General features: G+C 62.4%; 22 protein-coding genes and 1 pseudogene. 11 read left to right on the top strand and 12 right to left on the bottom strand.

Annotation, left to right across the window (positions count from 1 at the left end; all coding sequences use genetic code 11):
* The first annotated feature begins 86 nt into the window (after window positions 1-86).
* From PMI04_RS20345 to PMI04_RS20360, 4 genes are read left to right on the top strand one after another with little or no spacing between them, the layout of a single operon-like run.
* The gene (locus PMI04_RS20345; RefSeq protein ID WP_007711105.1) at window positions 87-413 is read left to right on the top strand and encodes a conjugal transfer protein TraD; all 327 of its coding nucleotides are present in this window, start codon (window positions 87-89) and stop codon (window positions 411-413) included.
* 16 nt (window positions 414-429) lie between these two features.
* Window positions 430-651 carry a conjugal transfer protein TraD gene (locus PMI04_RS20350; RefSeq protein WP_007711102.1) on the top strand — a complete coding sequence of 74 codons (222 nt, stop codon included), beginning with the start codon at window positions 430-432 and terminating at the stop codon, window positions 649-651.
* 18 nt (window positions 652-669) lie between these two features.
* Entirely contained in the window at window positions 670-843 is a 174-nt protein-coding gene (locus PMI04_RS20355; protein WP_007711100.1) for a hypothetical protein, read from the top strand.
* Between the two features lie 34 nt (window positions 844-877).
* Window positions 878-1,228 carry a hypothetical protein gene (locus tag PMI04_RS20360; protein WP_157178141.1) on the top strand — a complete coding sequence of 117 codons (351 nt, stop codon included), beginning with the start codon at window positions 878-880 and terminating at the stop codon, window positions 1,226-1,228.
* A gap of 9 nt (window positions 1,229-1,237) precedes the next feature.
* On the opposite strand, the gene PMI04_RS21280 is transcribed toward PMI04_RS20360, so the two are convergent.
* From PMI04_RS21280 to PMI04_RS20395, 8 genes and pseudogenes are all read right to left on the bottom strand, one after another.
* On the bottom strand, window positions 1,238-1,678 hold the full coding sequence (locus PMI04_RS21280) for a HEPN domain-containing protein (RefSeq protein WP_349293601.1): 441 nt from the start codon (window positions 1,676-1,678) through the stop codon (window positions 1,238-1,240).
* Window positions 1,603-2,217, bottom strand: coding sequence for a nucleotidyltransferase domain-containing protein (locus tag PMI04_RS21285; protein WP_349293590.1), 615 nt, complete (start codon window positions 2,215-2,217; stop codon window positions 1,603-1,605). Before PMI04_RS21285 ends, PMI04_RS21280 begins: the two co-directional genes overlap by 76 nt.
* On the bottom strand, window positions 2,205-2,510 hold the full coding sequence (locus tag PMI04_RS20370; protein ID WP_007711092.1) for a sigma-70 region 4 domain-containing protein: 306 nt from the start codon (window positions 2,508-2,510) through the stop codon (window positions 2,205-2,207). Before PMI04_RS20370 ends, PMI04_RS21285 begins: the two co-directional genes overlap by 13 nt.
* Window positions 2,503-2,784, bottom strand: a pseudogene (locus PMI04_RS20375) (zincin-like metallopeptidase domain-containing protein); the annotation flags it as partial. The pseudogene PMI04_RS20375 and the gene PMI04_RS20370, both read right to left, overlap by 8 nt.
* 110 nt (window positions 2,785-2,894) lie before the next feature.
* Window positions 2,895-3,887 carry a tyrosine-type recombinase/integrase gene (locus PMI04_RS20380; RefSeq protein ID WP_007711089.1) on the bottom strand — a complete coding sequence of 331 codons (993 nt, stop codon included), beginning with the start codon at window positions 3,885-3,887 and terminating at the stop codon, window positions 2,895-2,897.
* The gene (locus PMI04_RS20385) at window positions 3,884-4,825 is read right to left on the bottom strand and encodes a tyrosine-type recombinase/integrase (RefSeq protein ID WP_007711087.1); all 942 of its coding nucleotides are present in this window, start codon (window positions 4,823-4,825) and stop codon (window positions 3,884-3,886) included. The genes PMI04_RS20380 and PMI04_RS20385 overlap by 4 nt, the downstream gene beginning before the upstream one ends.
* Entirely contained in the window at window positions 4,822-6,033 is a 1,212-nt protein-coding gene (locus tag PMI04_RS20390) for a tyrosine-type recombinase/integrase (RefSeq protein WP_007711085.1), read from the bottom strand. Before PMI04_RS20390 ends, PMI04_RS20385 begins: the two co-directional genes overlap by 4 nt.
* Before the next feature lie 59 nt (window positions 6,034-6,092).
* On the bottom strand, window positions 6,093-6,770 hold the full coding sequence (locus tag PMI04_RS20395; RefSeq protein ID WP_283184822.1) for an ArdC-like ssDNA-binding domain-containing protein: 678 nt from the start codon (window positions 6,768-6,770) through the stop codon (window positions 6,093-6,095).
* 510 nt (window positions 6,771-7,280) lie between these two features.
* On the opposite strand from PMI04_RS20395, the gene PMI04_RS20400 reads away from it, so the two are divergent.
* Together PMI04_RS20400 and PMI04_RS20405 are read left to right on the top strand one after the other, a co-directional pair.
* Window positions 7,281-7,514, top strand: a complete 234-nt coding sequence (locus tag PMI04_RS20400; RefSeq protein ID WP_007705665.1) for an AlpA family phage regulatory protein — start codon at window positions 7,281-7,283, stop codon at window positions 7,512-7,514.
* A 212-nt stretch (window positions 7,515-7,726) separates the two neighbouring features.
* Window positions 7,727-8,530, top strand: coding sequence for a fructosamine kinase family protein (locus PMI04_RS20405; RefSeq protein ID WP_007705667.1), 804 nt, complete (start codon window positions 7,727-7,729; stop codon window positions 8,528-8,530).
* A 669-nt stretch (window positions 8,531-9,199) separates the two neighbouring features.
* Here the strand turns inward: PMI04_RS20405 and PMI04_RS20410 are convergent.
* From PMI04_RS20410 to PMI04_RS20425, 4 genes are all read right to left on the bottom strand, one after another.
* Window positions 9,200-16,399, bottom strand: a complete 7,200-nt coding sequence (locus PMI04_RS20410; RefSeq protein WP_007705669.1) for a hypothetical protein — start codon at window positions 16,397-16,399, stop codon at window positions 9,200-9,202.
* A gap of 549 nt (window positions 16,400-16,948) precedes the next feature.
* A complete protein-coding gene (locus tag PMI04_RS20415; RefSeq protein ID WP_007705670.1) occupies window positions 16,949-17,983 on the bottom strand; it encodes a zinc-binding dehydrogenase in 1,035 nt (344 codons plus the stop codon).
* A 157-nt stretch (window positions 17,984-18,140) separates the two neighbouring features.
* Window positions 18,141-18,530: a nuclear transport factor 2 family protein gene (locus PMI04_RS20420; protein WP_007705673.1), complete on the bottom strand. Its 390-nt coding sequence runs from the start codon at window positions 18,528-18,530 to the stop codon at window positions 18,141-18,143.
* Window positions 18,527-19,333 carry an SDR family NAD(P)-dependent oxidoreductase gene (locus tag PMI04_RS20425; protein WP_007705677.1) on the bottom strand — a complete coding sequence of 269 codons (807 nt, stop codon included), beginning with the start codon at window positions 19,331-19,333 and terminating at the stop codon, window positions 18,527-18,529. The genes PMI04_RS20420 and PMI04_RS20425 overlap by 4 nt, the downstream gene beginning before the upstream one ends.
* A gap of 116 nt (window positions 19,334-19,449) precedes the next feature.
* Here PMI04_RS20425 and PMI04_RS20430 point away from each other — a divergent pair, with 116 nt between their 5' ends.
* From PMI04_RS20430 to PMI04_RS20450, 5 genes are all read left to right on the top strand, one after another.
* Window positions 19,450-20,355, top strand: coding sequence for a LysR family transcriptional regulator (locus PMI04_RS20430; RefSeq protein ID WP_007705680.1), 906 nt, complete (start codon window positions 19,450-19,452; stop codon window positions 20,353-20,355).
* A gap of 511 nt (window positions 20,356-20,866) precedes the next feature.
* Window positions 20,867-21,931 (top strand): serine hydrolase domain-containing protein, encoded by a 1,065-nt coding sequence (locus tag PMI04_RS20435; RefSeq protein ID WP_007705684.1) that lies wholly within the window; start codon window positions 20,867-20,869, stop codon window positions 21,929-21,931.
* Window positions 21,932-21,944: 13 nt separating this feature from the next.
* The gene (locus PMI04_RS20440) at window positions 21,945-22,400 is read left to right on the top strand and encodes a nuclear transport factor 2 family protein (RefSeq protein ID WP_007705687.1); all 456 of its coding nucleotides are present in this window, start codon (window positions 21,945-21,947) and stop codon (window positions 22,398-22,400) included.
* A gap of 169 nt (window positions 22,401-22,569) precedes the next feature.
* A complete protein-coding gene (locus PMI04_RS20445; protein WP_007705691.1) occupies window positions 22,570-22,899 on the top strand; it encodes a hypothetical protein in 330 nt (109 codons plus the stop codon).
* 59 nt (window positions 22,900-22,958) lie between these two features.
* A complete protein-coding gene (locus tag PMI04_RS20450; protein ID WP_007705694.1) occupies window positions 22,959-24,233 on the top strand; it encodes a TolC family protein in 1,275 nt (424 codons plus the stop codon).
* The last annotated feature ends 1 nt before the right edge of the window (window position 24,234 follow it).

The raw sequence follows: 24,234 nt of genomic DNA on the forward strand, positions 1-24,234 counted from the left end.
CAATCTCAGGAAATTTCAGCGCATTGAGCGTGATCGAGACGGTCGATAACCCGAATGGCCTCACACTCAACAGGAGGCTATTCTCCATGCGCAAGCCACGGGACTATGATGCAGAGCTGAGAGCTCTCAACGACAAGGCCAGACAACTCAAGATCCGCAAGCAAAGCCAGCTTGGCGAGCTGGTGATGGCGACGGGGGCCGATGGGCTCAGCGCCGAGGAGCTGGCCGGGGCGCTGCTGGCGGCGGTATCGAACAGTAGCGACGCCGAGCGGGAGGCGTGGCGCAAGCGGGGCGCGGCCTTCTTTTCAGGGCAGCGGCATGACGCTGGTCCAGGCGCTGGCGACAAATCGGGCAGCGCTGCGCCGGGTGAGGGTCGCGCGCAATCGGCTGCAGCTGAGCCAGGCGCGACATGATCGGCGGGACTGGCAGGTGAAGCGGCGCGAACGCACCCGGCATCTGATCGAGCTGGGCGGTCTGGTCGTGAAGGCTGAGCTGGTCACGCTCACGGATGATGACCGCGCGGTCATCCTCGGGATGCTCGTCGAGGCCGCGGCAAAGCTGCGTGACGATGATCGCGAGCGGCATCTGTTACTCTGGCGGCGGCGCGGACGCCGGGCGTTCGAGGCGGACGCATTGCCGCCAGCCGATTGAGCCGCCATAGCGCCGCAGATGACCCAAGCTGCAATAGACCTGCTGACCAGGACCGTGACTCGCCTGCCCGACTGGATCCGCCATGATCTGGCGGCAAAGGATAGTGCCGTGCGTTTGCGCGCAGAAGAAACGCTGGTCGCGATGATCGCCAATGCCCTGAGCGAGGGAACGAACGACGCCCCGCGCGATTAAGGGGACGCGCCAAGCAACGGAGGATAACGGGGCGATGCGTTCGGACAGCAACATCCGCCGACCGATCATCAGGACGCACGCAAGCGGGCTGCTGACCATCATAGTCGCAACCCTTTCCTCAGCGGCTTGCGCTCAGAGCCAGCCGCGCGAGGAACCTACGATGGTCGTCTGCGCTGGAGGACGCAGTTTCCAGATCGAGGCGCGGGAAAAGGTGGCCCGCATATTCATGGAAGGACGGCAGCTTGGCCTGACGCGGCGCGCCTCGTCCCTCGGCCAGCAATATCGTTCAAGCGACGCCGCCCTGATCATCGATGGGGATTATGTGGCATTCGTTCTGAACGACGATCTTGCCTATGAAGATTGCCGTATCCGCGCCGCAAACTGACGCGATGGTTCAGCCTTGCGCCAATCGTTGTTCGCAGACCTGCTCGACCAGCTGCTGCAGAATGGCGACCCGTTCGCCCAGCCAGTTCAGCTCTTCATCGCTCACGCTATATTGTTCGGAATAACGGGCGTTCACATAGGCCTGACGCAGCAGCTCGAAACAGCGGCGACTGAACTTGTCGTCACGCGGCCAGGCTTCGATCAGCGCTGGCGCGATCGCCTCGGCATGGCCGCGCAGGAAATTGAGCTTGTGCGACTTGGGGCTGTAGAGGGTCAGGGTGAGCAGCACACAATGGTAGAACCGTTCAGCCGCCTGATGGAACTCAAAAGCTGCAATATTTGCCCGGCCATTCTCTTTCGCGAATAGAGCTTGCTTCAGAAAGCCGCTGGCGCTGTCGAACCATCGCGTGAAATGCGCCTGCGCTTCGGCGCGCGCTTCATCCTCTGGCAGGTCGCGCGGCTGGGTGAAGCAGAAGCCCTCCGCCTCATAGAGCGGGATGCCATCGCGCACGATATCGATGAAGAAAGGCCGCCCCTTTCCAGCTGGCGGTTCACATCAGACAGCGAGTGGACGATGAAATTGACCGGCGCGCTCAGCGTGCCCGCGATCGTCATGTCGCGCATCAACCGGTCCTCGGCCGCCGACCAATATTCAAAATCGACCAGATGCTCGTCATTGACGACGATCAGTATGTCATAATCCGACGTGTAGCCGCTGACCGGATCCTCGACCCAGCCGCCGCGCGCATAGGAGCCGTAGAGCATCAGCTTGAGGATGCGCGCCTGCTTGTTCCATTTCTGGTTTCGCCGCGCCTGGGCAGCCTCGAACGCCTCGAACAGCACGCGCACCACATGGGCCAGCTCCTGCTGTTTGGTCTGGGGCAGATGATCAAGCTCGTTCCTCATGCCCGACCTTCCTAACGCGATGAGAGGAAAGCGCAAAGCGCGCCCGGCATTGCCAGGCGCGCGCGCACCGATCAGCCCAGCCATCGCCGCCACGCATGTCGATCTGGATCAGCCAGATTGCGCTGAAAATTGATCAGCGCACGGACCATCATCGCCTCGACCTGTCGCTGGCCGAGCCCGGTGCGCTCGGCGATCTGGGCATAATCCATATCGTCGAGCCGGACCGCGAGCATGATCTCGCGCTGCAAGCGGGACAAGCGCCGTATCGCATCCTCCAACCGATCAAGGACAGCCGGATCGACATCGACATGCATGTCGCGCTCAGACGCTTTCGCCAGCGTCCGGCGCAGCGCCTCCCTGGCCCTTGCATCAGTCATGCTCGCCTCCCTCTGCCGGGAGAAAGTCGAGCAGATAATGAGCCGCCTTGCTGGCCTGACTGGCGGCGCGAAAGATGGCACGATTATCCTCGCGCAACACCTCGAACCAGCCGCCGATATAGTCGGCATGACGCACGGTCGGGACGATGCCCAGCTCTGCGCACATGAAGGCGCTGGCCATCTCGGCGCACAGTTCCTCACGGGCATAATCATCACTGCCGAAGTTGGCGCCGGTCAGCCGGTCGAGCCGTGATGCATGGCCGGTCCAGTGGCCCTTATGCCGATATCGGCATAAGACCCATAATGCCGTGATCCGGATTATGCCGCATGGCTTCCGCTGGAAGCCGGTTTTCCGGGCATCGGCCATGCGGCTATTCGGCATAATCAGAGCCCTTCCAAGAACGCGAGGAGTTGATCGTCGGGCCGGAACCGGCCTGACGGAGTGGGCGGAGCCGCGACGCGAGCGAGCGCTTTCTCCTTCATCCGCATGTCGGCGTGGATGTAGATCTGGGTGGTCTCGACGTTCTCGTGACCAAGCCAGAGCGCGATCACCGCTGGATCGACGCCGTGGTGAAGCAGGTCCATCGCCGTGCTGTGGCGCAGCGTATGCGGCGTGACCCGCTTCGTGCCGATGCTCGGACACGCGCGCGATGCCGTGAGGCAGTGCTTACGCACCAGATGTTCGAGCGCATCGCGGCTCAGCCGTTCGCCCCGGATCGACGGGAACAGCGGTCTGCTCTCATCCTTGTCGTTGCCGATCCACGCCGCCAGCATCTTGCCCGTCTCGCGGCGAAGAGGGGTGGCGCGCTCCTTCCGCCCCTTGCCCATGCAGCGGATGTGCGCGCCGTTTCCGAGCACGACATCGCCGCGCGTGAGGCCGACCAGTTCGGATGCCCGGAGGCCGGTCTGAACCGCGAGCAGCAGCAGCGCATGATCGCGCCGCCCCGCCCATGTCGTGCGGTCCGGCGCTGCCAGCAATGCCGCCATTTCGTCGGCGTCGAGGAACGTCACCGTGCGCTTCACATAGCGCTTGTTCGGCATGGCGAGGATGCGCTGGCAGTGCAGCAGCCAGGTCGGATCGCTCATCGCCACGTAGCGGAAGAACGAGCGGATCGCGGCGAGCCGGGTGTTGCGGCTGCGCGCGCTGTTGCCACGCGTCGTCTCGGTATGGACGAGGAAGTCGGCGACCAGATCGGCGTCGATATCCTCGACCGTGAGCCTGACCGGCGGCTTGCCGTGGCGAGCGCTCGCATATCGGAGCAACAGCCGGAACGTGTCGCGATAGCCTGCGACCGTATGACGGCTCGCCTCCATCTGGACGCACAGCCGGTCGGTGAAGAAGCGCTGGATCAGCGCGGGCAAGGCAACCGCGCTCATTGGACTGCCTCCCGGCCATCGGCTGTTGCTCGCGCCATCGCCAGATCGAGCAGTTCCGGGACCGCTTCCAGATACCAGTATGTGTTGGAGGGATCGCTATGGCCCAGATAGGTCGTCAGCCGGATCATCTCGCGAGCCGGGTCTTTGCCCGTGCGATACCAACCGATCATCGTCTTCACCGCGAAGGTGTGGCGAAGGTCGTGGATGCGCGGCCCGCGACCATGCTTGCAGTATGGCTGATGAGCCCGAAGCCCGATCTGCTGGCAAGCCCGCGCGAAGTTGTAGCGGGCCGCGCAGTCGGTGAGCCTCGTCCCCTTGTCTGTGACGAACAGCGGCTTGGCCAGATGGCCGAGCAGCCGGTCGCGTTCGGCAAGATAGTCGATCAACGTCGCGACGACGCTCGGATCGAGCGGCAACAACCGCTCTTTGCCGAGCTTGCCCTGCCGGACGCGCAGCACGCCATGATCGGTATCGAGGTCATCACGATCGAGCCCGAGCGCCTCGTTGATCCTCAGGCCCGTGACCGCTATCAGCCCGAACAACGTCGAGCAGGTCAGCCCGCGCAGGCCGTAGATCGATGGCAGCGTTTCGGCCGCTGCGATGATCGACCCGATCTCGGCATCAGTGTAGATATGCGGGCGCGACCGCTGGAAGCCTCCCGGCAAGAGGCCGCGCGGCGGCGGTTCGTGCCCCGGATCGAAGCTGCTCAGCCACTGCGCGAACAGCCGCACGACGCTGAGCCTCGCCGCTCGCGTCGATGGGCAGGCTTCGGCCAGTGTGGCGTGCCAGCGCAGGAACAGCGCCGTATCGATATGAACGGCACCTTCGCGGTCGGCGAACCGGGTGAAGCGACGCAAGATGCGCTCGCTGGTGCCAAGGTCGTAACCGAGGCTGCGGCGAACGCTCAGATAGCGGTCGAGCTGGGAGGCGAGGCTCATTGCGCGCCTCCCGCCACCGGCCAGGGCTGCGCGACCGACCGCAGTCCGTCGATGTCGAGCCGGGCATATATCATTGTCGATGATCGGGAGCGGTGCCGCAGCACGTCGCCCACTTCGTCGAGCGACGCGCCCGTATTCACGAGCTGGGTGGCAAGGCTATGACGCAGAAGGTGCGATCCCACATAGGGCGTCGCCGGCTTCTTGCCGGTCGCCTTGAGGGCATCCTTGAGGATGGCGTTGACGATCTGCCCATCCTTGAACGGGCGATGCGGCGCGCGATGGGCGACGAACATCGTGCGGCAAGCCGCCGGTCCTCGCTCCTCGCGAAGATAGCGGCTCAGCGCGTCGCCGACCTCCACCGTGATCGGCAGGCGGTCGTGCAGCTTGCCCTTGCCGCGCACCGTAAGCTCGCCCGAGCGCCAGTCGATGTCGTCGAGCTGGATCGCAATGACCTCGGCCGCGCGCAGGCCAAGCCGGGCCATGAGCAACAGCATCGCATAGTCCCGCGCGCCGTGACGGGGATTGTCGCGCACGCAAGCCAGCACTGCCTCGACGCCTTCCGGCGACAGGTGGCGCGGCAATCGCGCTCCCCAGACCTTCGCCGTCTTCGGCACGCTCAGCGCCAGATTGGTCGCCGTGGCCCCGCAGCCGAACAGATATTGAAGGAAGATACGGACATGGGTGGCGACCGTCTTGTCGCGACGGGCGGTGGTCAGCACATGTTCCATGAAGCCGATCACGTCGGCGGGACGCAGGCTGCCCGGATCGATTATCGTCTCGCCGAAGCGATCGTCGAGGAAGCGGCGCGCGAAGCCTATCGTATGGGGGATGCTCCGCGGACTGAGGCCGCGCTGTTTGACGAGATAGGTCTCGAAGTCCGCCAGCAGTGTCGCGCGCGCCTGCTGCACCTCGGTCAATGGCACCGGCTGCGTCACGCCGATATCGAGCAGATGCTGCGCGAAGCGACGGGCCAACTTATACGGCCATGCCGTGCCCGCATGCTTGCGCGGCACTTTGCGGCCCACCTGCTCGGCCATGTCGAGGGTCAACGCCGGAGGGTCGATCCCCTCAGCATCCATCACGTGGCCCACTTTCCGCAGGATCCATCGATAGGCATTGATCGTGGCGGGTGTGTAGTTCTCCGCCGCAAAACTCTCGGCGAACGAGTCCAGATAAGGCTCGATGCTGGTCTGCAAATATTGAGGCATGATCGTCGTGCTCCATGTCGTTGGAGCGACGAAGATTATGCCGAATGGGATTGGCGCGATCATACTGCCAACCGCGCGCTGCCGATCAGATGCGGCATAATCCGGATCACGGCATTATGGCCCAGCTCATGGAGGATGGTGCGATACCAGTTGATCGGTTCATGGAAGGCAGCCTGATCGGGCACCCGGATATAGTCAGGGCTTGACGCATAGAAAGCGCTCTCGCCGCCCACCCGGATGTCGGCCCCGCATGCCCGGATCAGCCGGTGCGCCTGCGGCACCAGTTCCTCGAATGGTCGCGCCTCCGTCACGGTCATCAGCTTTTCGGGCAGGCCCTCGCACTGCTCGACATTGAACAGGGTGAAGCGCTTGAGGAAGGCCACCTGCCGCGCCTCGCGCTGTTCGTCACGGGCCTTTTGCTGCTCGTCCTTGGGCGTGAAACGGTCGGCATAGCAGACGGTCGTGCCTGCCTCGCCCTTGCGGACATTGCCGCCCAGCGCCTGCGCCTGTCGATAGGTGATCCAGCGCTGCGCGCCATAGCCCCGCTCGAACAGGCGGTCCCACAGGATCAGGATGTTGATGCCTGAATAGCAGCGGCCCGTTGCCGCATTGCGGGGAAGCCCGGTGGCAGTGAGGCTCGTGTCCCAGGGCTGCACCCATGGCAGCCGCCCCTCTCCCAGCTGCGCGATAATATGCTGCGTCACATCGTCATAGAGCGATCCGTTACCCTTACCCATGTCCTTTCTCCTGCCTCTCCAGCACCGGCCGCCGGAATGGCGGGGGTGGGCGGCAAGGAGGCGCACGGCAGGCCCGTGCCCATGAGGCGGGCTGCACCCGCAGGGCCGCAACGTAAGAGGAGGAGCCGGCGTAGCCGGCTTGCAGCCCGCCGGCACGGGCCTAGAGAAAGCCGACGCCCACCCCCGTCATTCTGGCGGCCCCAGACAAACCGACGTCAGCGCGGCGCAGCTGCGCTGGCCGCAGCCAGCAGCCCAATGGGCTGCAAAGCGTCAGCGATCATCGCCCGGCAGGGACGAGACAAGCGCAGCGCCGACTCGGTGGAGCACAGCGGAGCAGAGCGCGATCCGCCACAGGCGGAGACGCCCGTTCCCATCTGCTGTTCTATGTCAGTTTACGCCAGATCATGACAAAGCCCGCCAGACACGGCTCAGTCGCTTGCTTCCGCTCAAGCCGCTGCCGAGGCTCATCGCAAAGGGGATCAGACTTATCCACAGCAGCAAGGACCAGCCATGACCATGCCCCCGACCGACCGTATCCTGCGCCTCAACACCGTCCTCGACCGAACCGGCCTCAGCCGCACGACCCTCTATTGCAAGGTCCAGGCCGGCACCTTTCCCAAACAGATCAGGATTGCCACCCGCTGCATGGGCTGGCGCGAATCCGCCATCAACGACTGGGTGCGCAATCCCATGTTCTGGACTGTCGAGGATGCCGACAAGCGGCGGCAGGCATCGTCATTGTAAAGTCATCGATACGCACCATATCAGCTCTGTCGCTCCTTCCCCCCTTGGGGCGGCACCTCCCTGAACTATGGCCCCGCCGTGGAGTTTTCTCCGGCGGGGCTTCTTTTATCGATGCCGCATGATCTTGCCACTGCTTGGTGCCTGTCTCCAGTCTTGCCATGGGCATGCAGAAGCCCGATCGGTGCAGGCTTGATGGGGGACAGGGGCAAAGCATGAGAGCGATATTCACCGAGGCGGCATCATTGCTGGGCCGCCATGTGGAAAGCGTCACGCGCGTCGCAGGCGGCGATCTTTCCTTCGTTGCGCGCCTTTCCCTGTCAGGCGGTGATAGTGTCATCGCAAAACGGGGCGACAGAGTTGTCGAGGAAGCCCGCATGCTCGCAGCGATCGCGGCGACCGGCACGAGCGTTCCGCAGATATTGGCTGTTCAGGATGATCTTCTGCTGCTTGAAGACCTTCCCTCGGGTGGCCGGCTTGCCCGCAATTGGGCGCATCTTGCCGAACTGCTGGACCTTCTCCATGCCCCGAGCCAGGCGGCCTATGGCTGGGATCGCGATTATGGCTTCGGCGATGTGTTGATCCTCAATGGCCGATCCGACAACTGGGTCACCTTCTGGGCGGAGCAACGCCTGCGCTGCCATATTCCGCATCTCAGTGCCCAGTTGGCCCATCGCGTCGAGCGGCTCGCCGATCGTCTTGGCGAGCACCTACCCAATCGCCCGCCCTCAGCCCTCCTCCATGGCGATCTGTGGGGTGGCAATATCCTTGTCGGTCAGGACCGTATCAGCGGGCTGATCGACCCTGCATGCTACCATGGCGACCGCGAGGTCGATCTTGCCATGCTGGGTCTGTTCGACCAACCGCCACAGATATTCTACGATGCCTGCGGCCTCACCCAGGGCTGGGAAGAGCGCCAGCCCGTCTATCGGCTGTGGCCGCTGCTCGTCCATGTCCGGCTCTTTGGCGGCACCTATCATCAGCAGGCTGGGGCATGTCTTGAGCAGCTGGGGCTCTGACCGGCCCGCAATCGTCCTCAGTTGCGCTAGGTGCAATCGCACTCCAGCCTTTCTCAATTGGTAGGACAGCGCCGCCCAACCACAGAGGCCCGGCCTTTCAGGCATCCTCTCCTCAAACTCATCGGCCGGTCTACTGATCGGCCTTTTTTTGTCTCGCTCGGCTTTACTTGGCGTCAGTGAAAGCGCTTTTGTCATCGTACTGCAGAGGATCAAACGCGCGCCCTCGCCCTGCTTCTTGCCGACGCTGTTTGAGCGTCCGCAAAAATCTGTAACACGCGAGAGCGGGTGGCTCGGCGCGGTTGCTAAGAGTGGTTCCCCCGGCTGCTTTTCGGCAGGGGATGATTGGTCCAGTAGGGCCGCTAACGGCAAGGCATGGGACTTACCAGACCGTCAGCTTAAGAGTTTCGTACCGGAATAAGCCGACGGCGCACCGATGGACTGAGGGCCACAACGCCCCATGCCCCCACTGAATTTCCCGATCTCCATTCCCAGAACTGGGCATTCGCAGATATGCCATCAACCACCGGCGGGAGCGGCTGGGCCTGCCCATTTACGATGGTCAGCTTCGGTGGCTTGTTTGGCTAACGGCTAACCTTGGCCCAACAGGGAGACGGCGAGGCAGATTCGCGAAAAGTGCCTCGCTGCTGCAATGTTGCGATCGGCACGATCTCAGAAGATGAATTTCATCCCGACATTGGCGGAGGCGCGACGATCATCCTCGCTATAGGTCTGTGATGCATTGGCGAAGAGCGAGAGGGACGAACCTACCCGCATTTCCGCGCCGCCGCTCACGCTGCCGACCAGACCACCGCGACGGGCGCCGAGCGATAGCAATCCCTGCTCCGATCCGGAGAAGCCGGCCAGTGCCTCAACGCTGCGGCCCTGCAACTGATATTGCACGCCCAGTCGCACGAAGGGACGCAAGCGGGCATCGGAAGCCCGGCTGCGTCCAAAGGCGACGCCGCCGTCGGCGAACAGCGCATCATGCTTATCCTTCGCGACATCGAGCGCCCAGACGTTGCTGCTATCTTCGCGAAGGCCGGTGCGGGTCGTCGCGACATAGGTAAGGCCGATGTCCGGCTGTGCCGCCCAGTCACTGCCCAACGCCGCCTCATAGGAAAGCGACAGGTCGCCAATCCAGTTCTTAAGGCGGAAGCGGCCATGGGCCTTGCCGCCATCGGGCGTCAGGCGATCGGTGTCGGCGTCGAGCTGGTGATAGGCCAGCGTTGCATCGAACCGCAGGGCGCCCAGCGCGTAGCTGCCGGCCAAACCTGCCAGCCAGCCGTCGGCATCGGTCTGCGACCCCAACTGGCGTAGCGTCTGGCGCGAGTCCAGATAGCCGCTGAAGCCGGCGATCGACCAGCGGTCCGTGCCGATGCCCAGGCCACCAAGCAGGCCATAGCTGCGCGAACGGCTGGCAGACAGGCCGGCCTGATCATCGGCCGCAATCCGGCCAAGGCCGCCCAGATATTGGCCGATGCTGAAGGCGCGGGGCGCTTCGTCCGCCGACAGGCGCGCGATGCTACGCGCCGCATTGGCAATCGCCAGGCCATTTTCCACGCCCATCTGGGTTGCAGAGGCATAGGGTTCGGCGGTCAGGCGCGCGAAGGCCGCAGGGTTTGATGCGCCCGATGCCGTGGCCAACACAGGCAGGGCATCGATCAGTCCTTCGCTAGCCGTTCCCGATGCGATCACCGCATTGGTGTAGTCGATCGCCCGCTGGACCTGCGACGTGTAGCTGGCATTGTTGAGGAACTGGCCGAGCAGGCGGATGCTGTCATCGTCCTGCACGATGAAACCGAACAGCGTGTCGGGCTTCACGATATTGGTGTAGTTGCCGGAAATGCCGCCATTGGCGATGATGAGATCCAGCGTGGTGCCCGGCTTGATCTGCTGATCGGCGCTCAGCACCAGGCTTGCCCCTTGCGCGATCGTCAGCGTGCCGGAAATGAGCAGTTGATCGGACACGGCCGGCGTGATTTCCATCAAGGTGGTCGAGCTGCCGGCCAGCGCGACATTGCCGGTCACGCTCATCGTGCCCGGCGACGCGCCCGGGCTCAGCGTGCCTGCGACATTGATGTCGCCGACGACCGTGCCGGCCGATCCGAAGGTCGCACCCTGGCGCACCAGGATGCTACCGCCCCGGATGATCGAGCCGGCAAGGCCGACCAGCCGGCCGCCGCTCAGGTCGATTGCGCCGAGGTCGGCCGCGCCCGAAACCGTGGCATAGCCGCCGCTTATGTCCAGCCCAGCGATATTGCTGACGCTGGTGAAACGCACCGGTGCGCTGGCGCTGCCGCTGTTGAGCAGGATGCGGTTACTGCCCGCGCCACCATCGACCGCGCCCGCGAACAACCCGTTGATGGTGAAGCGATTGTCGCCGCTGCCGAACGTCAGGCTGTTCGTGGCAAGCGAGGCGCCCGCTGCCAGCGTCAGGTCGCCCTGTGCGCTCAGGCTCTGCAGCGTGAAGCCATTGACCAAGGTCAGCGTGCCGCTGCCCTGCGCCATGAGGCCCTCGAAGCCGTTCAGGCTGTTGCCGTCCAGCGTACGCGCGCTCGACAGGGTGAGCGACAGACTGTCCTGACCCGCGCCGCCCGACAAGATGCCCTGCCACAAGGCGCCATCGGCAAGGCGTACGACATCGTCGCCGCCGCCCATGTCGATCTGGCCCAACAGGCGGCCGCCGGCCGCGATGTCGAGCTGTTCGCCGGCATCGCCGAAGCGCAGCGCGCCATCCGCGCTGCCGAGCTGGCCGGTCACGATCAGGTGGCCACCGGCTAGCGAGAGGGTCTCGAAGCCGATGGCGGTACCGGCCAGCGTGACCGGGCCTTGCGCCGTAAAGGCCAGGCTGTCCTGGCCCGCGCCGCCATCATAGCGGCCGGCCGCTCGCGTCAGGTCAAAGGTCAGCGCGTCAGTGCCAGCGCCGAGTTGTATGGTGCTGGCATCGCCGGTCAGGCGCAGTTGCTCCTGCCCGTCGCTGCCCAGTATCTGGCCGACGAACTGGCCGTTGGTGGCCAGGTTCAGGTTTGTACCCAGAAGCATGATGGCGTCATAGCCCTGGCCAAGGCCCAGCGTCAGCGCGCCCTGCCCCTCGATCGACAATTGCTCAAAGCCGGTCTGGGCGCCGATGCCGCTGCGATCCCCCGCCAGGATGACGCGATAGAGATCGGTTCCGGCACCGCCATCGACCGGGCCTGCGCTGCTGCCGGCCGCTTCGGTGAAGCTGTCATTGCCCGCGCCCAGCATCACCGGGCCACCGAGGACACCGGCATTGACGATGCTGTCATTACCGCCGGCAAGATCGATACCGCCGCTGATCGTGCCGGCATTGCGCACGCTGTCATTGCCCGCGCCGCCGGTGATGGTGAAGGCGCCGCTGCTGCTCAGCGTTTCGCCGGCAGCTACGGTCACGGTGCCCCCGTCAAGGCCGATTGTGTCGAAGCTGAAGTCGCCCGAATAGGTGACATTGCCTTCTCCGATCTGGGAGAAGCGCTCGAAATTGATGAACTGGTCGGCATTGATCGTGCCGCCGCCAATGGCGTCGACGATGAAGCTGTCAGTGCCGGCGCCGCCATCGACAATGCCCTGCATGATCGCGCTGGCAAGCTGGGTGAAGCTGTCGTCGCCGTCGCGCAGATAGACGTCGCCGATGATCGTACCGCGGTTGACGATCACGTCGTCGCCCGCACCCAGGTCGATCGACCCGATGATCGTGCCGCTGTTGCGGATATTATCGGCGCCATTGCCGACGGTCTGGATCGCGCCGGCAAGGTAGGGATTGCCGAGCGCAAGCGCCAACTGGTCCGTGTCGGCCAATATCGTGCCAGCTCCGCCGTGGATCATGCCGGCATTGTCGAGCGTCAGTGCCGCATCGGTCACCCAGATCGCCGTCGACAAATCGCCGGTCGCCTCGATCGTCCCGCTTTCCGCATTGTTCAGGGCCAGCGTGGTCGTGCCATTGCCGGTCAATGCGATGGCCGAGGAAGGCCTGCTATTGATGAACAGGTCATCGGGACCGTCCATGTCCTCGACCACCCCGCCCGCATTGGCACGGATTGTCCCGCTATTATCGAACGCGACGGCCACCGCCCGGTCTCCATAGCCCATGGACAAATCGATGGCAGCACTGCCGACAGCGCCCGTTTCAATCAGGCCACTATTATCCAGGCGAAAAGTGCCGCTCGCGGCATTGGTATAATATTGATTGCTGACTCGCAGCGCGACGCCGGCATCACTCAGGATGGAGCCACTATTGTCGATCGTGACCGGCGCGGTCGCATCGGGCGACAGAACAGCGATGATGTCCATGCCGCCATCGATCAGGCCGCTATTGCTGGTGGAAAGACTGGCAACGCCAATGCCCGTCAATGCCACGCCGATACCCTGATCCTGGCGTGCGATCGTGCCAGAATTGACGAACTTCAGGTTATTGTCGGAATATTGGCTTACTGCGGCGCCATAATAGGAGGATGTCGCACTGATCGTTCCATCATTGACGATGCTGTCGAACTGGCCGATCAGGCCGTTGTTCAACTGTCCCTGGTTGGCGAAACTGCCCAGACTGCGTGACAGAGAAGATGGCAGCTCGCCGTAGAAATAATAAGAGAGATCGGTCGTCACCATGCTGTCGAGCGACGCATTGTTTATGATCATGCCATCGCCGCCGACGAATAGATAATCGCTGGCACTTGCGCCCGGGGCAATGGTCAGGACGGTGCCATTACTGGCCCCGATATAATCCAGTTCGAAACTTCCACCCGGTCGATCATCGAGCGCAAGCGTCGCGTCGGATTCATAGATACGACCATAAATGTCGGTGCCATATCCGCCGTCGATCGTGCCGGTGACGCCCGAATTTTCACCGACCTGGATGAAGATGTCGCTGGCCATGCCGAACAGGACATCACCGTTGACGATACCACCGTCGGCATAGAAGATACCGCTCTGGAAGCCGTAATAGGCGGGCGCGAAGCTGACATTGCCGTTGATGACGCCCGCATTGCTGACGCTGCCACCAGAGGAAAGGTAGATCGCATCATTGCCGTTACCGGTTTCGATAACGCCGCCGGCATCATTCCGTATCGAGACAGGATAGCTGTAAGCTGCGATCGCTGACGCGTTTTGACTGCGGATAAGGCCTGAATTGGTCAGCGTTGGATCAATGCTGGCATAATAAATGATCGCCTCATCCGCCATGTCGATGATGCCGCTGTTGGTGATGCTGCGGGCATCGACAAAGGCATGAGACGTGCGCGTGCCGATCTGCGTGATGGTTCCGCTGTTGATGACATTAGGCACATTGTAGGTGACATAGCTGCCTTCCAGTTCGATGCGTCCATTGTTGATCAGCGTGCCGCCATAGGCGAGCGCGGCATTGAATGCGTCCCCTCCATTGGTCGCGGTATAAGCGGCCCTGATGGTGCCTTCATTCTGTAAGATGTCATTCCCATAAAGCGATACAACGCCGAAACCGCCGCCCCAATAGTCGTTCCTCGTGCCCGACAATGTTCCGCGATTGATGATGCGCAAGGCCGCTGGAGTCTGTGCGTTCCCCACCATGGTGTAGGTACTGGCCCTGGCGATCGTCGTTTCATTGGTCGTGCCGATGTCTGCGGTCAGATCCACCGTGCCATCGCCGGCCAACAACAAGGGCAGACTTTGGGGGGAGGAAGCGGTCAGCGTCAGATAGGCATTGTCGACCAGTTCATAGCCTGTGGTTGCAAATGGACCGACCGGGCCGATCATCGCCTGAACCTGATCCGTCACGCGGTAGCGCAGCAAGCCGCCACGGCTTTTCACCGTGCCGTTGATGCCTGCAAACTGACCGGGACCGTCATTGATGAGCTCGGTGACCAGCGTGTCGCCATAACCCAGTTCCAGATCGCCATTCAGCATGCCGCCTGGCAGCGACACATAGCTGTTGTGATGTTCACTGTCAGGATAGCGGGAAGACGGGAAGCTGACATCGCCGTCGATCATTCCGGCATTGATGACGGTCGCATTATCGACGTTGTTCGATCCATAATAATCGCGGCCTGTGATCGCATAGGGCCCATCGCTGGAGATCGTTCCTCCAGCCAGATTGGTCAGGACGGCATAATTGTTGAGGCCGATTGCGGTGCCGCCGCCTGAGGCGCGGATCGTTCCGCTATTATTCAATGCATAATTGAAGACTGCGCCGAAGGCCTCGCCCTCGATCAGGCCACTATTGATCGCAGCGACATTGTTCGTGTTGCCGCTGAGAAGGATGCCGATATCATTTGTCGATCGGATCGTGCCGCTATTGTTCAGCGTCCCCCCGAACATCGACAGCGCCGTGCCGGCAGCGGTGATCGTGCCGGAATTAACGGTAATGCCATCGCTGCTGACCCCGTGGCCGCTCGACCAAATCAGACCGCTATTGTCCAGCGATCCATAGCTGCTCAGGTCAATGGCATATTGATAGCTTTCCGACAGTTGGGCCTCGACCGTCCCCCTGTTTACCAGGCTGGGGGCCCCTGTCAGCATGTAGGAGCTGGCAAAGGCCGGACCATTCGTAGCGATGGCAGCATCGTTTATAATCCTGCCATGTCCCGCCAGAAACAACGTACCGGGCGTGATAAAGCCGTCGGCAAGAGACAAGGTGGCGCCCTTGTCCGGTGCGATGCGAAGATAGGTGAAGCCTGTCGGCAGCGAGATGGCGGTCGACAGGGACAGGTCACTCGCCGGGGCAAGGATTATACTATTATTGTCACCCGCAACGCTGATCGTGCCTGTTATCCCGGTTTGCAGCGTGGGCGTGCCATCATAGCGGGCATAGACTTCGTTACGGTCGCCACCCAGCGTCACATTTCCTTCGATGCGCCCTTGCGTGGAGTCGATCGAGCTGAAGGAAGAATAGCCAAAGGCAGGCATGGTCACGATGTCACCCACGATCGTGCCCGCGTTGCTCAATTCAAGGGCGTTAGCGGTGATCGCGACAGTGCCGGCCGTGGAAATGCGCGCGCCGGCAAGATTGTCTATCGCGATGCCCTGGCCATTCCCACTGTCCTGGATCGCGGCGCCGCTGCCGCCATTGGCAATGGTACCACTGTTGGACAAAGCAAAAAACACGGTCCTCAGATTAGCGATCGTTGCGGCAGTGGATGTCGAGCGGATCGTGCCGCTATTGGTCCAGCCATAGGGATAGGCAGCCGAATTATAGTCGCTCGTCTGATCGATCGCACTACGCGTGCCGCCATCGATCAGACCGGCATTGTTCAATCTGCCGATCGTGCCCACGATCGCGCCGATCTTGCCGCCCCCCTGATTGTCGATCGACGCGAAGCCATTGCGTGACGGGGTGATGGCCTGCATGGCGATACCATTGCTGCCGCTGATCGTCCCGGCATTGGTAAGGCTGATCAGAGCGGCGCCATATTCATTGCCGGCCGAGGATTCTGCGGTGATGCCGACAGCGCCGGTTATGCGTGCGCCGGAGGTGACGACGATATTGGCCTGCGTCCCATAAAAATCATAAAAACCAGGCTGGATTGCCCCCGACAGGGTTGCAATCCCGTTATAAAGACCGCCATCGACTTGGCCATCGACCATAATTGTGGTCAAGCGCGGTTGGTAGGTGTTCACGGCGCCCATGATGTCCACGACGATCGCCGAACGGTCGCTTCCCATGACCTGTGCGGAACTTGCCACGATGATGGTGCTGCCATCGGTGTTGATCCGAAGGCCGTCGGTATCAATGCCCGAACATTCCGTTACGCCATTAGCGATGGTCGGATCCGGCGCGCATTGTGCCCAGGCGGACGAGGCGGAAGCGCTCGCAACTGCAACCACGCTGCTACCCAGCGCCAACGTCCAGCGGCGCATTCCCAACTTGTTCCGACCGATCACTTAAAACTCCCCCGCGAAAATATTGCGCGTTCGTAGCGCTAAAATTCAACCCCATGAAAGTTCATATCATTGTTATCGAGATGTAAAATTCGCTATCGCGCGGTAAAACGGTTAAGAGCGAATATCGCGGATTTTCTACTTTCATAACGCTGCTGAACATATGTTTAGATTAATGGGCGAACGCAATCCGTCCCGTTATTGGTATATCCAAATCAATGTCTTGGTATGAAAATTCGCAATTTCGACGGATGCCTTGCTGATCAGTGCCCACATTAGGGTCGATTTCGGTTCTTGCGCCCGCACAATGCCGGGTCAGGCCTAAATTTTGTCAATTGTGAAAGTGCGGGGCCAACGTTCGCAAAAGCGGCGGGCTACCGGCCAGTCTTGAGCATCAAGAATGGAAAAAGCAGACTGTCTGCAGTTGGGGATCGAAAATCTGGCCCTGAGCATCCGGCGTGGGTCGGCGACGGAAATACTGATACGCGCCCATTTCCGTCGTTCACGCATGTTATAGCCGATCCAAGGCGGCCGCGCCTTCCACTGCGTCCGTCAAAGCGTTCGCGGATCGATCACGGTGCGGATGGGCGCCAGCGGCCCGGACATTCGGGCGAGCGCGTCGGCCACGCTGTTCAGGCCTATGCGCTCGCCGATCCAGGGCCGGATGTCGATCCGGCCGTCGGCGATGGAACGCAGCGCAAGTTCCATGTCCTGCCCTTCCTCACCGCCGGCAAAATGCACCGTCAGCCGCTTATTTTGCGCGGCAAAGACATAGAATTGCTCCTGCTCCATGCAGTAACCACCCATGACGATCCGCGCTTCGAATGCACAGGCCGCGATGATCTCGGGCAACAGCCCGGGTATACCGACATTCTCGTAGATCAGGTTGGCGCGCAGATTGCCGAGATCGGGAAGCGAGGCATAAGGGGAGAGTTCGCGGGGATCGATGACGATATCCGCGCCCATGCGGATAGCCATCTCGCGCCGGCCGGCGTGAAAGTCGGCGGCGATGACAGGACCGATGCCCATCAGCTTGAGCCCAGCGATGACGCCGAGGCCGATCGCACCGCACCCAACAACGAGCGGAATGTCGTCCTTTGTCGGTCGCCCGCGTCGCGCGTGCTCCAGCCCCACGGCAAGCGGCTCGGTCATTGCGGCAAGGTCGTCATCGAGTTCGCTGGGAACTTCGATCAGCGTCGCCTCATCCAGTAGCATCAGTTCACCCCAGCCGCCCGGGCAATCATGGCTGAAGCCGATCACCGCATGGGCACCCTGCTGGCGCATCACCGGCAGGGAAACGACCCTTCGCCCCGGCTTAACGATACGCTGGCTACCCGGTCCATAGTCGATCACCTCGCCGACATATTCGTGGCCGGGCACGAACGGGCGGCCGAAATCCAGTCCCGCATAAGGGCCGCCAAAACGCCGCGACAGGTCGATGACATTCTGCCCCGAATGCAGGAAATGCTGTTCCGACGCGCACATGCCGCAACTGTGCGTGCGAACAAGCGCTTGGCCTTGGGCGGGGACGGGTTCGTTCACGTCGGAAACGCGCACCGCACCATTTACGATAACTGCGGCCTTCATGACCCTACCTCGCACCCATAGGGCATGGTATCCTCGGCTTCGGGATAGCACCCTAGAACCTCGTACGAAGCATCGGTACGGTCACGGCGCCCCCGGTCATGGCGCTGCATTTCCGAAACTGCGCGTATCTCGTCGAAATCGCGGATCGTGAGACGCTTCACCAACCCCCAGCGACCGGCACGCTTTCCCATTGATCGACGTAGCGGTTCCAGACCGTTATTTGCTGCACCCCACCTTCGCGTTCGATCCGCAGCGAAGCGGTGCAATAGGCCTCGCTTCCAGCGCGATCGCCATTCAGCGCGATCACGATGTTCGAGATCTGATGGGAGTGGTGGAGTATGTGGAGGTGCTGCGCGCAAATCAGATCGATCACGCCTTTGCCCGGCCCCTGATAGACGTCAGCGCCATAGTCCGCCCAGCCATCCTCGTGCCAGATCGAATGGCCGAGCGCGATGTCCAACCGATCGACCGAGCGGCAGTACCGATAGATCAGCTCTACGACGGCGGCGTGATCCGCCTGCGCGGCGAGTGTGGCAGCTTCGCTCAATGTCCGGTCCCGTAAAGCTCAGCGGTGACCTTGCTCACCGCAACAACACGTGCGCGCCGTTCCGCCGCCGATTGGGGTGACATTCCTGATTGATCGTCCGCTTGTCCGACGTTCTGGATCGGGCCGTGGGGCAGACGCTCCAGACCAAGACGGGCAACCGCCTCCGCGCTCCATACATCCTCAGGCATATCCATGCCCTTCTCGGCCAGGAACCGACGAAATTCAGGCGTATCGGTCCTCCCCAGAACCAGGGTCAGAACATCGACACCGTGCGGTTGCAGATCGGCCCATAGCCCTTCGGCGAACCCCAGCATGAACGCCTTGCTGCCGCTGTACGGCCCCATGGTGGCGGCACCACCATAGCAGGCCCCGGAATTGAGCAGGAGGATGCCGCCTTGGCCCCGCGTCCGCATTGGCCCCGCAAAATGGTGGCAGACCGCCATTGTCGTCATGACATTGCGCTGGATCAGATCCAGCCACGCCGAAAGCGGCACGTCGAGAAAGACTTTGCCATTGGGATCACCGCCGGCGTTGCAGATAAGCAAGCCAACTTCGCGATCATCGACTACCGCCACGATCCGCTCCAGCGCGTCGCCGTGGGCCAGATCGATGGTCGCGTTGATGCATGCAACGCCGTATTCCTGCGCAATTTCGGCTTTCAACTGCTCCAGCGGAGCCTCGCGGCGAGCAATCAGAATAGAGGGAATGCCCTCCGCCGCGAGCTGCCGCGCGAACTCGCGTCCCGTTCCTTCAGATGCACCCAGAACCAATGCCCAAGGCCCATACCGTTTCGGCAGACTCATCCGGCTCTCTCCCTTATGGCTTTGCCGGAAAATCTAACGGTCCGCGTGATATGCCGCCAATACAATTCCTGTTCTCATGATATAACGGATTTGCATATCGTGGGGAGGAGGGGGCCTTGGAACTCAAGCAACTGCGCTACTTTGCAAGGATCGCCCAGGATGGCTCGCTCACGAAAGCCGCTGGCGTTCTGGGTATCGCTCAACCGGCACTCAGCCGGCAAATGCGGATGCTCGAACAAGAACTGGGAATCGCCTTGTTCAGGCGGACGGCACGGGGGATGAACCTGACCGAAGCCGGCGACAGACTGCTCGCGTCGGTCGCCGGTCCCCTGTATGAAATCGACCGGGCGACGCGGAGCATCGGAAAACCCGATGACCGGATCGAGGGGGAGTTCACCATTGGCATGCCGCCGGGCATCGGCGAGGTATTCGGCCGATCTTTCGTGCTTTTGGTAAAACAGATTTATCCGCAAATCCGGCTCCGAATGGTCGAGGGAAACACCGGGAGCCTTCAGGACTGGTTGCTCAGGGCAGTGATAGACTTCGCGGTTCTCGAAGAGCCGGCAGCGGATCTGCGTGTTTCACAGCGATGTGTGCGGGATGAACCACTGGTGCTGATCACACAGAATTCGGCCCCTGATTGCGGCCCGCTGGACCTGGAGGAGACGTCGAGGCTGCCGTTGATCCTTCCCTCTCATCATCTCGGCATACGAAGGACGATCAACACCGCAGCTCTCGCGGCCGGCCTCGCGCTGACGCCGGCGATCGAAGTCGATGCTCCTCATCTTGCGATGCGTCTTGTCTCCGACGGACTGGGTTGCGCGATCCTTCCGGCATGTTTTGCCATACTGGCGGAAAGTCATGGGCCGCTTGCTCTGCGCGCGTTTGCCGATACCAAAATGAATTATCGGCTGTTCCTGACCGTTCGGGATCAGGTGCGTTTCCACAAGGGGAGAGCGGAAACGTGCATCGCGGACCTGCTTGGCAACGCGATTGGTGTTCATGCGCTCAAGGCCGAGTAGCCCCGTCGTGATCGCGCAAAGTTCTTGGTTTTGTGAAGAATCCCAAAAGCGGCTTGGCGCGGCTCGCAGCATGGATGAGCAACTGTCCCAATAGCAACCACGAACACCGGTCATTCTTATTGGTCCGTCTTGGGCAGACAAAATCGAAAGCTGCCGGTCCGCACGTGAGGAATGGAAATGGTTGGCTGAACGTCCACAATGGGTCGACGCCGGAAGGCAGGGCATGAGACATACCTGCCATCGGCAAAAGATTTGCTCAACGACAATTTGGGCCAGAAGCTGTCATCCCAATTCAAATGTGGCCTTACCGAAATTTCAATTAGGACCAGCTTTCACCGAGCTTCCCCCCGGACAACACTGCCTATTGTCTCGCCAGCCTTCCCGAAAACGATAGCAATTCGGGAATCTCGTAGCGGTTCTTAGGTCCGTCACATCGATGCGAAACACGATCCAAGTTGCGACCGAACTTCGATGCTGCTAGCCGTGTCATATGGGTAATACAGTTAGTGTGATGAAACGGACAATCTTCGGCAGTTTGACCGCGCTGGTGGCTTGCGCCTCTGTGGCGGACGCCAGAACGAACGACAAGCTTCCGGATATTACCTCAACCCTGCGCGAACAGCGCGTGGAGAGCGCGTCGATAGCCGTGATTCGCAACGGACGGATCGTGTCGACTGGGGCTTGGGGCATGGCGGGGCCGAGCCGCGCGGCGACCGTCTCCACGCCCTACAATCTCGCGTCGCTGACAAAGCCGCTAACGGCAGAGGTCATCCTGCGACTGGTGTCGGCCGGCAAGCTGTCGCTCGATGATCCGATGGATCCCTACTGGAGCGACCCCGATCTGTCGCGCGATCCGCGACGGACGAAGTTGACGGTCCGCATGGCGCTAAGCCATCAAACTGGATTGCCGAACTGGCGCGATGCAAAGGGGCTGGCCTTCGATCATGACCCCGGCACGACCATCGGCTATTCGGGCGAAGGGTATCAATATGCAGCGCGCTATGCCGAGCGTCGCACGGGGCAGCCGTTCGAGGCGCTTGCGGGGCGCTGGCTGTTTGCTCCTGCCCACATGCGCGCCTCGGGCTATGTGTCGGCGCAAGGCGCGACGGTGCCGATCGCCGTGCCATACGATGACGTAGGCAAGCCGCTGCCCGTCGAGCGGGTGACGCGATACAACGCTGCCGATCTGGCTCACGCGACGGCGCGTGATTATGCGCGCTTCCTCATTGATGCCCGCAACGACCGGGGCCTGATCGCTTCTGTCTCGGCGGAGCGCAGCAAATCGCAAGCCGATCTGACACCCCGGATATGTGCGGGAACGAAAGCGACCACTTGTCCACCCTGGACCGGCTTCGGACTGGGCTGGCAACTCCTCGGCTTTCCGGAGGGCGCGACGATGCTCCACACCGGCAAGGATGCCGGGGCCTTCACATTTGCCGCGATCGATCGCGTGAGCGGTGACGGAATCGTCATCCTGACCAACAGCGATAACGGGTGGCGGATCATCCTGCCCATCCTTGAGCTCACCGGCAGCGATCCAAAGCTAATTGCCTTCCTTCGCGGCCAGATGAACTGACAGGACCAAAATCATGTTCACCACCATTGCCGTTGCCGCGACACTGCTCGCGACGCCCGTGTCGTCTCCGGCCGATCCGCTGACGACGGAAATCGGCGCGCTCGATGCCAAGGTGTTCGACGCCTACAATAGCTGCGACCTGCCGACCTTCTCCGGCTATTTCGATCCGAAAGTGGCCTTCTATCACGATACTGGCGGCGCGACGTTCGAGCGTGACGCGATGGTGGACGGCGTTCGCAAATATATTTGCGGGAAGGTGAAGCGCGAGCTGATCCCGGCGACGTTTCGCGTCTATCCGATCAAGGACTACGGCGCGATCGAGGAAGGCGAACACCGCTTCTGTGAACTGGCGACGGGACGATGCGAGGGGATCGCCAAGTTCGTGATGGTCTGGGCAAAGCAGGATGGCACTTGGCGGATTACTAGCGTGCTCAGTTACGGACACCGCGCCGCGATGCCTGCGGAGTAGCGGAGCGCCGATAGCTGATCGCCAGTCGCCGGAATAGCTGACGGTCTGCACCTAAGGAGCGAAGATCGGGCGCTGAGTGTCCGTGAAGGGTCGATAGGCGCGCCCGATGCGCTGCGTGAGCCGTTCCGAAGGGGTTACAAATTTACTTTCCAGTGATAGAGCAGGCACAATGCGTAGACTGCTGCCCATCATTGCACTCATGATGCTGGCCCTCACTGGTTGGTCGGCGATGGCGCATGTCGCGGAAGAAACCGGCGGGAAGATCGCAGGAGTCGAAATTGTCACCCATGCGCCGGGCGATGGCGACGAGGTGCCCGCCGACAGCGATAATGGCCTGCCTCATCATCATATCAGCTGCCATGGCCATGATGTCGGAGCGCCCCTGTTTCCGGCCACCGCATTGGTTCATGGCTTCGAGCCGGCCCATCCGTCGGGCTTTGACGCCCGCGCGCTGCTCGCCGCCGACGAGAATGTAGCCCTCCGGCCGCCTCAGGCCTGACCTGTCCCGCCTGCCGGTGCGAGCATCGGCTCCGAGATAGTTTGTCAGGATGATCCAACATGAAAAAATTACTCGCGGCGTTGATCGCCGCGACGTCCTGCGCCTCGCTGGCGCAGGCGCAACAAGGGCCTATGGCGGCCGAGATTTCTGCGCGCGCCGCGCTCTCTCTTGAAGATGCCATAGCCGCCTCCGGTGGTGCCGCGCCGGCCCTGGATGTGGCCCGTGCGGGTATGGAAGAGGCTGACGCGAACCGGAGGGTCGCGGGCCTTCTCCCCAATCCCGTCGTGCAGGCGCAGGTCGAGAATGTCGCAGGAACCGGGCCCTATGCGGGCATGCGGAGCGCCGAGACGACGGTTGGCTTCACGCAGATGCTGGAACTGGGTGGCAAGCGGCAGGCGCGCATCGGGCTCGCCACCGCGCAACTATCCCGCGCCGGCCTTCAGGCCGCGATCGCGGCGGCCGATGTGCGGCTGGAGGTGACGCGGCTCTACATCGCGGCAGTTGCGGCGGACCGCCGGGTAGAGATGGCGCGCGATCAGGCGCGGATCGCGCAGGATGGGCTGCGCGCGGCCGGGGTGCGCGTACAAGCGGGCCGCGCGTCTCCGCTGGAGCAGCAGCGCGCGGATGTCGCGCACAGGACGGCACAGGCGGATGTCGAGCGGCAGGAGCGGCTGGCGCTCGCTGCGCAAGCCAATCTGGCGCGGCGCATCGGTCGTCCGGTCGGCGTGGCGCTCGACGGGGCGATGCTCGACCGGCTGCCGGCAGCGGCAACCTACGGCCCGCACACGCCCGTGGCGGTCGAAGGGACTTTGGCTCTGGCGGCGGCGGATGCCGATCTGGCGATCGCAGATGCGGGGGTAGGCCTCGCGCAGGCCAATCGGGTGCCGGACCTCGATGTCGGGCCGTCGCTGCGCCGTCTGGAGGCGACCAACGACATGGCGGCGGTCTTCACCATCTCCATGCCCATTCCGCTGTTCAACAATGGCCGCGCGGCCGTTGCGCAGGCCCGTGCGCAGCGGACGGAGGCACAGGCCCAGCGGCGGATGACCGCGCTCGATCTCGAGCAGGCGATCACCGATGCGCGGGTGGAGGCGGACAATGCCGCGACCACCGCACGCACGGCATCTGGCCCGGCGCTGGCCGCCGCGCAGGAAGCCGCGCGGATCGCCCGCATCGGCTATCGCGAGGGCAAGTTCGGGCAGATCGACCTGCTCGATGCCGAACGCACGCTCAGCCAGACCCGTTTGGCCGCCATCGATGCACTGGCCAGCTATCACTATGCCCGCGCGCAACTGGAACGCCTGACGGCGCCCGCGCCCCAGCAGGGGAATTGAT

The organism is Sphingobium sp. AP49, from assembly GCF_000281715.2.
GTDB lineage: Bacteria > Pseudomonadota > Alphaproteobacteria > Sphingomonadales > Sphingomonadaceae > Sphingobium.

What these genes read in the sequence shown, in the direction of transcription:
- PMI04_RS20445 (WP_007705691.1), top strand. Translation starts at nt 22,570, where the DNA reads ATGCGTAGACTGCTGCCCATCATTGCACTCATGATGCTGGCCCTCACT.
- PMI04_RS21285 (WP_349293590.1), bottom strand. Translation starts at nt 2,217, where the DNA reads ATGGCTGGGCTGATCGGTGCGCGCGCGCCTGGCAATGCCGGGCGCGCT.
- PMI04_RS20380 (WP_007711089.1), bottom strand. Translation starts at nt 3,887, where the DNA reads ATGAGCGCGGTTGCCTTGCCCGCGCTGATCCAGCGCTTCTTCACCGAC.
- PMI04_RS20385 (WP_007711087.1), bottom strand. Translation starts at nt 4,825, where the DNA reads ATGAGCCTCGCCTCCCAGCTCGACCGCTATCTGAGCGTTCGCCGCAGC.
- PMI04_RS20360 (WP_157178141.1), top strand. Translation starts at nt 878, where the DNA reads ATGCGTTCGGACAGCAACATCCGCCGACCGATCATCAGGACGCACGCA.
- PMI04_RS20450 (WP_007705694.1), top strand. Translation starts at nt 22,959, where the DNA reads ATGAAAAAATTACTCGCGGCGTTGATCGCCGCGACGTCCTGCGCCTCG.
- PMI04_RS20390 (WP_007711085.1), bottom strand. Translation starts at nt 6,033, where the DNA reads ATGCCTCAATATTTGCAGACCAGCATCGAGCCTTATCTGGACTCGTTC.
- PMI04_RS20425 (WP_007705677.1), bottom strand. Translation starts at nt 19,333, where the DNA reads ATGAGTCTGCCGAAACGGTATGGGCCTTGGGCATTGGTTCTGGGTGCA.
- PMI04_RS20405 (WP_007705667.1), top strand. Translation starts at nt 7,727, where the DNA reads ATGAGAGCGATATTCACCGAGGCGGCATCATTGCTGGGCCGCCATGTG.
- PMI04_RS20415 (WP_007705670.1), bottom strand. Translation starts at nt 17,983, where the DNA reads ATGAAGGCCGCAGTTATCGTAAATGGTGCGGTGCGCGTTTCCGACGTG.
- PMI04_RS20395 (WP_283184822.1), bottom strand. Translation starts at nt 6,770, where the DNA reads ATGGGTAAGGGTAACGGATCGCTCTATGACGATGTGACGCAGCATATT.
- PMI04_RS20345 (WP_007711105.1), top strand. Translation starts at nt 87, where the DNA reads ATGCGCAAGCCACGGGACTATGATGCAGAGCTGAGAGCTCTCAACGAC.
- PMI04_RS20440 (WP_007705687.1), top strand. Translation starts at nt 21,945, where the DNA reads ATGTTCACCACCATTGCCGTTGCCGCGACACTGCTCGCGACGCCCGTG.
- PMI04_RS20370 (WP_007711092.1), bottom strand. Translation starts at nt 2,510, where the DNA reads ATGACTGATGCAAGGGCCAGGGAGGCGCTGCGCCGGACGCTGGCGAAA.
- PMI04_RS20355 (WP_007711100.1), top strand. Translation starts at nt 670, where the DNA reads ATGACCCAAGCTGCAATAGACCTGCTGACCAGGACCGTGACTCGCCTG.
- PMI04_RS20435 (WP_007705684.1), top strand. Translation starts at nt 20,867, where the DNA reads ATGAAACGGACAATCTTCGGCAGTTTGACCGCGCTGGTGGCTTGCGCC.
- PMI04_RS20400 (WP_007705665.1), top strand. Translation starts at nt 7,281, where the DNA reads ATGACCATGCCCCCGACCGACCGTATCCTGCGCCTCAACACCGTCCTC.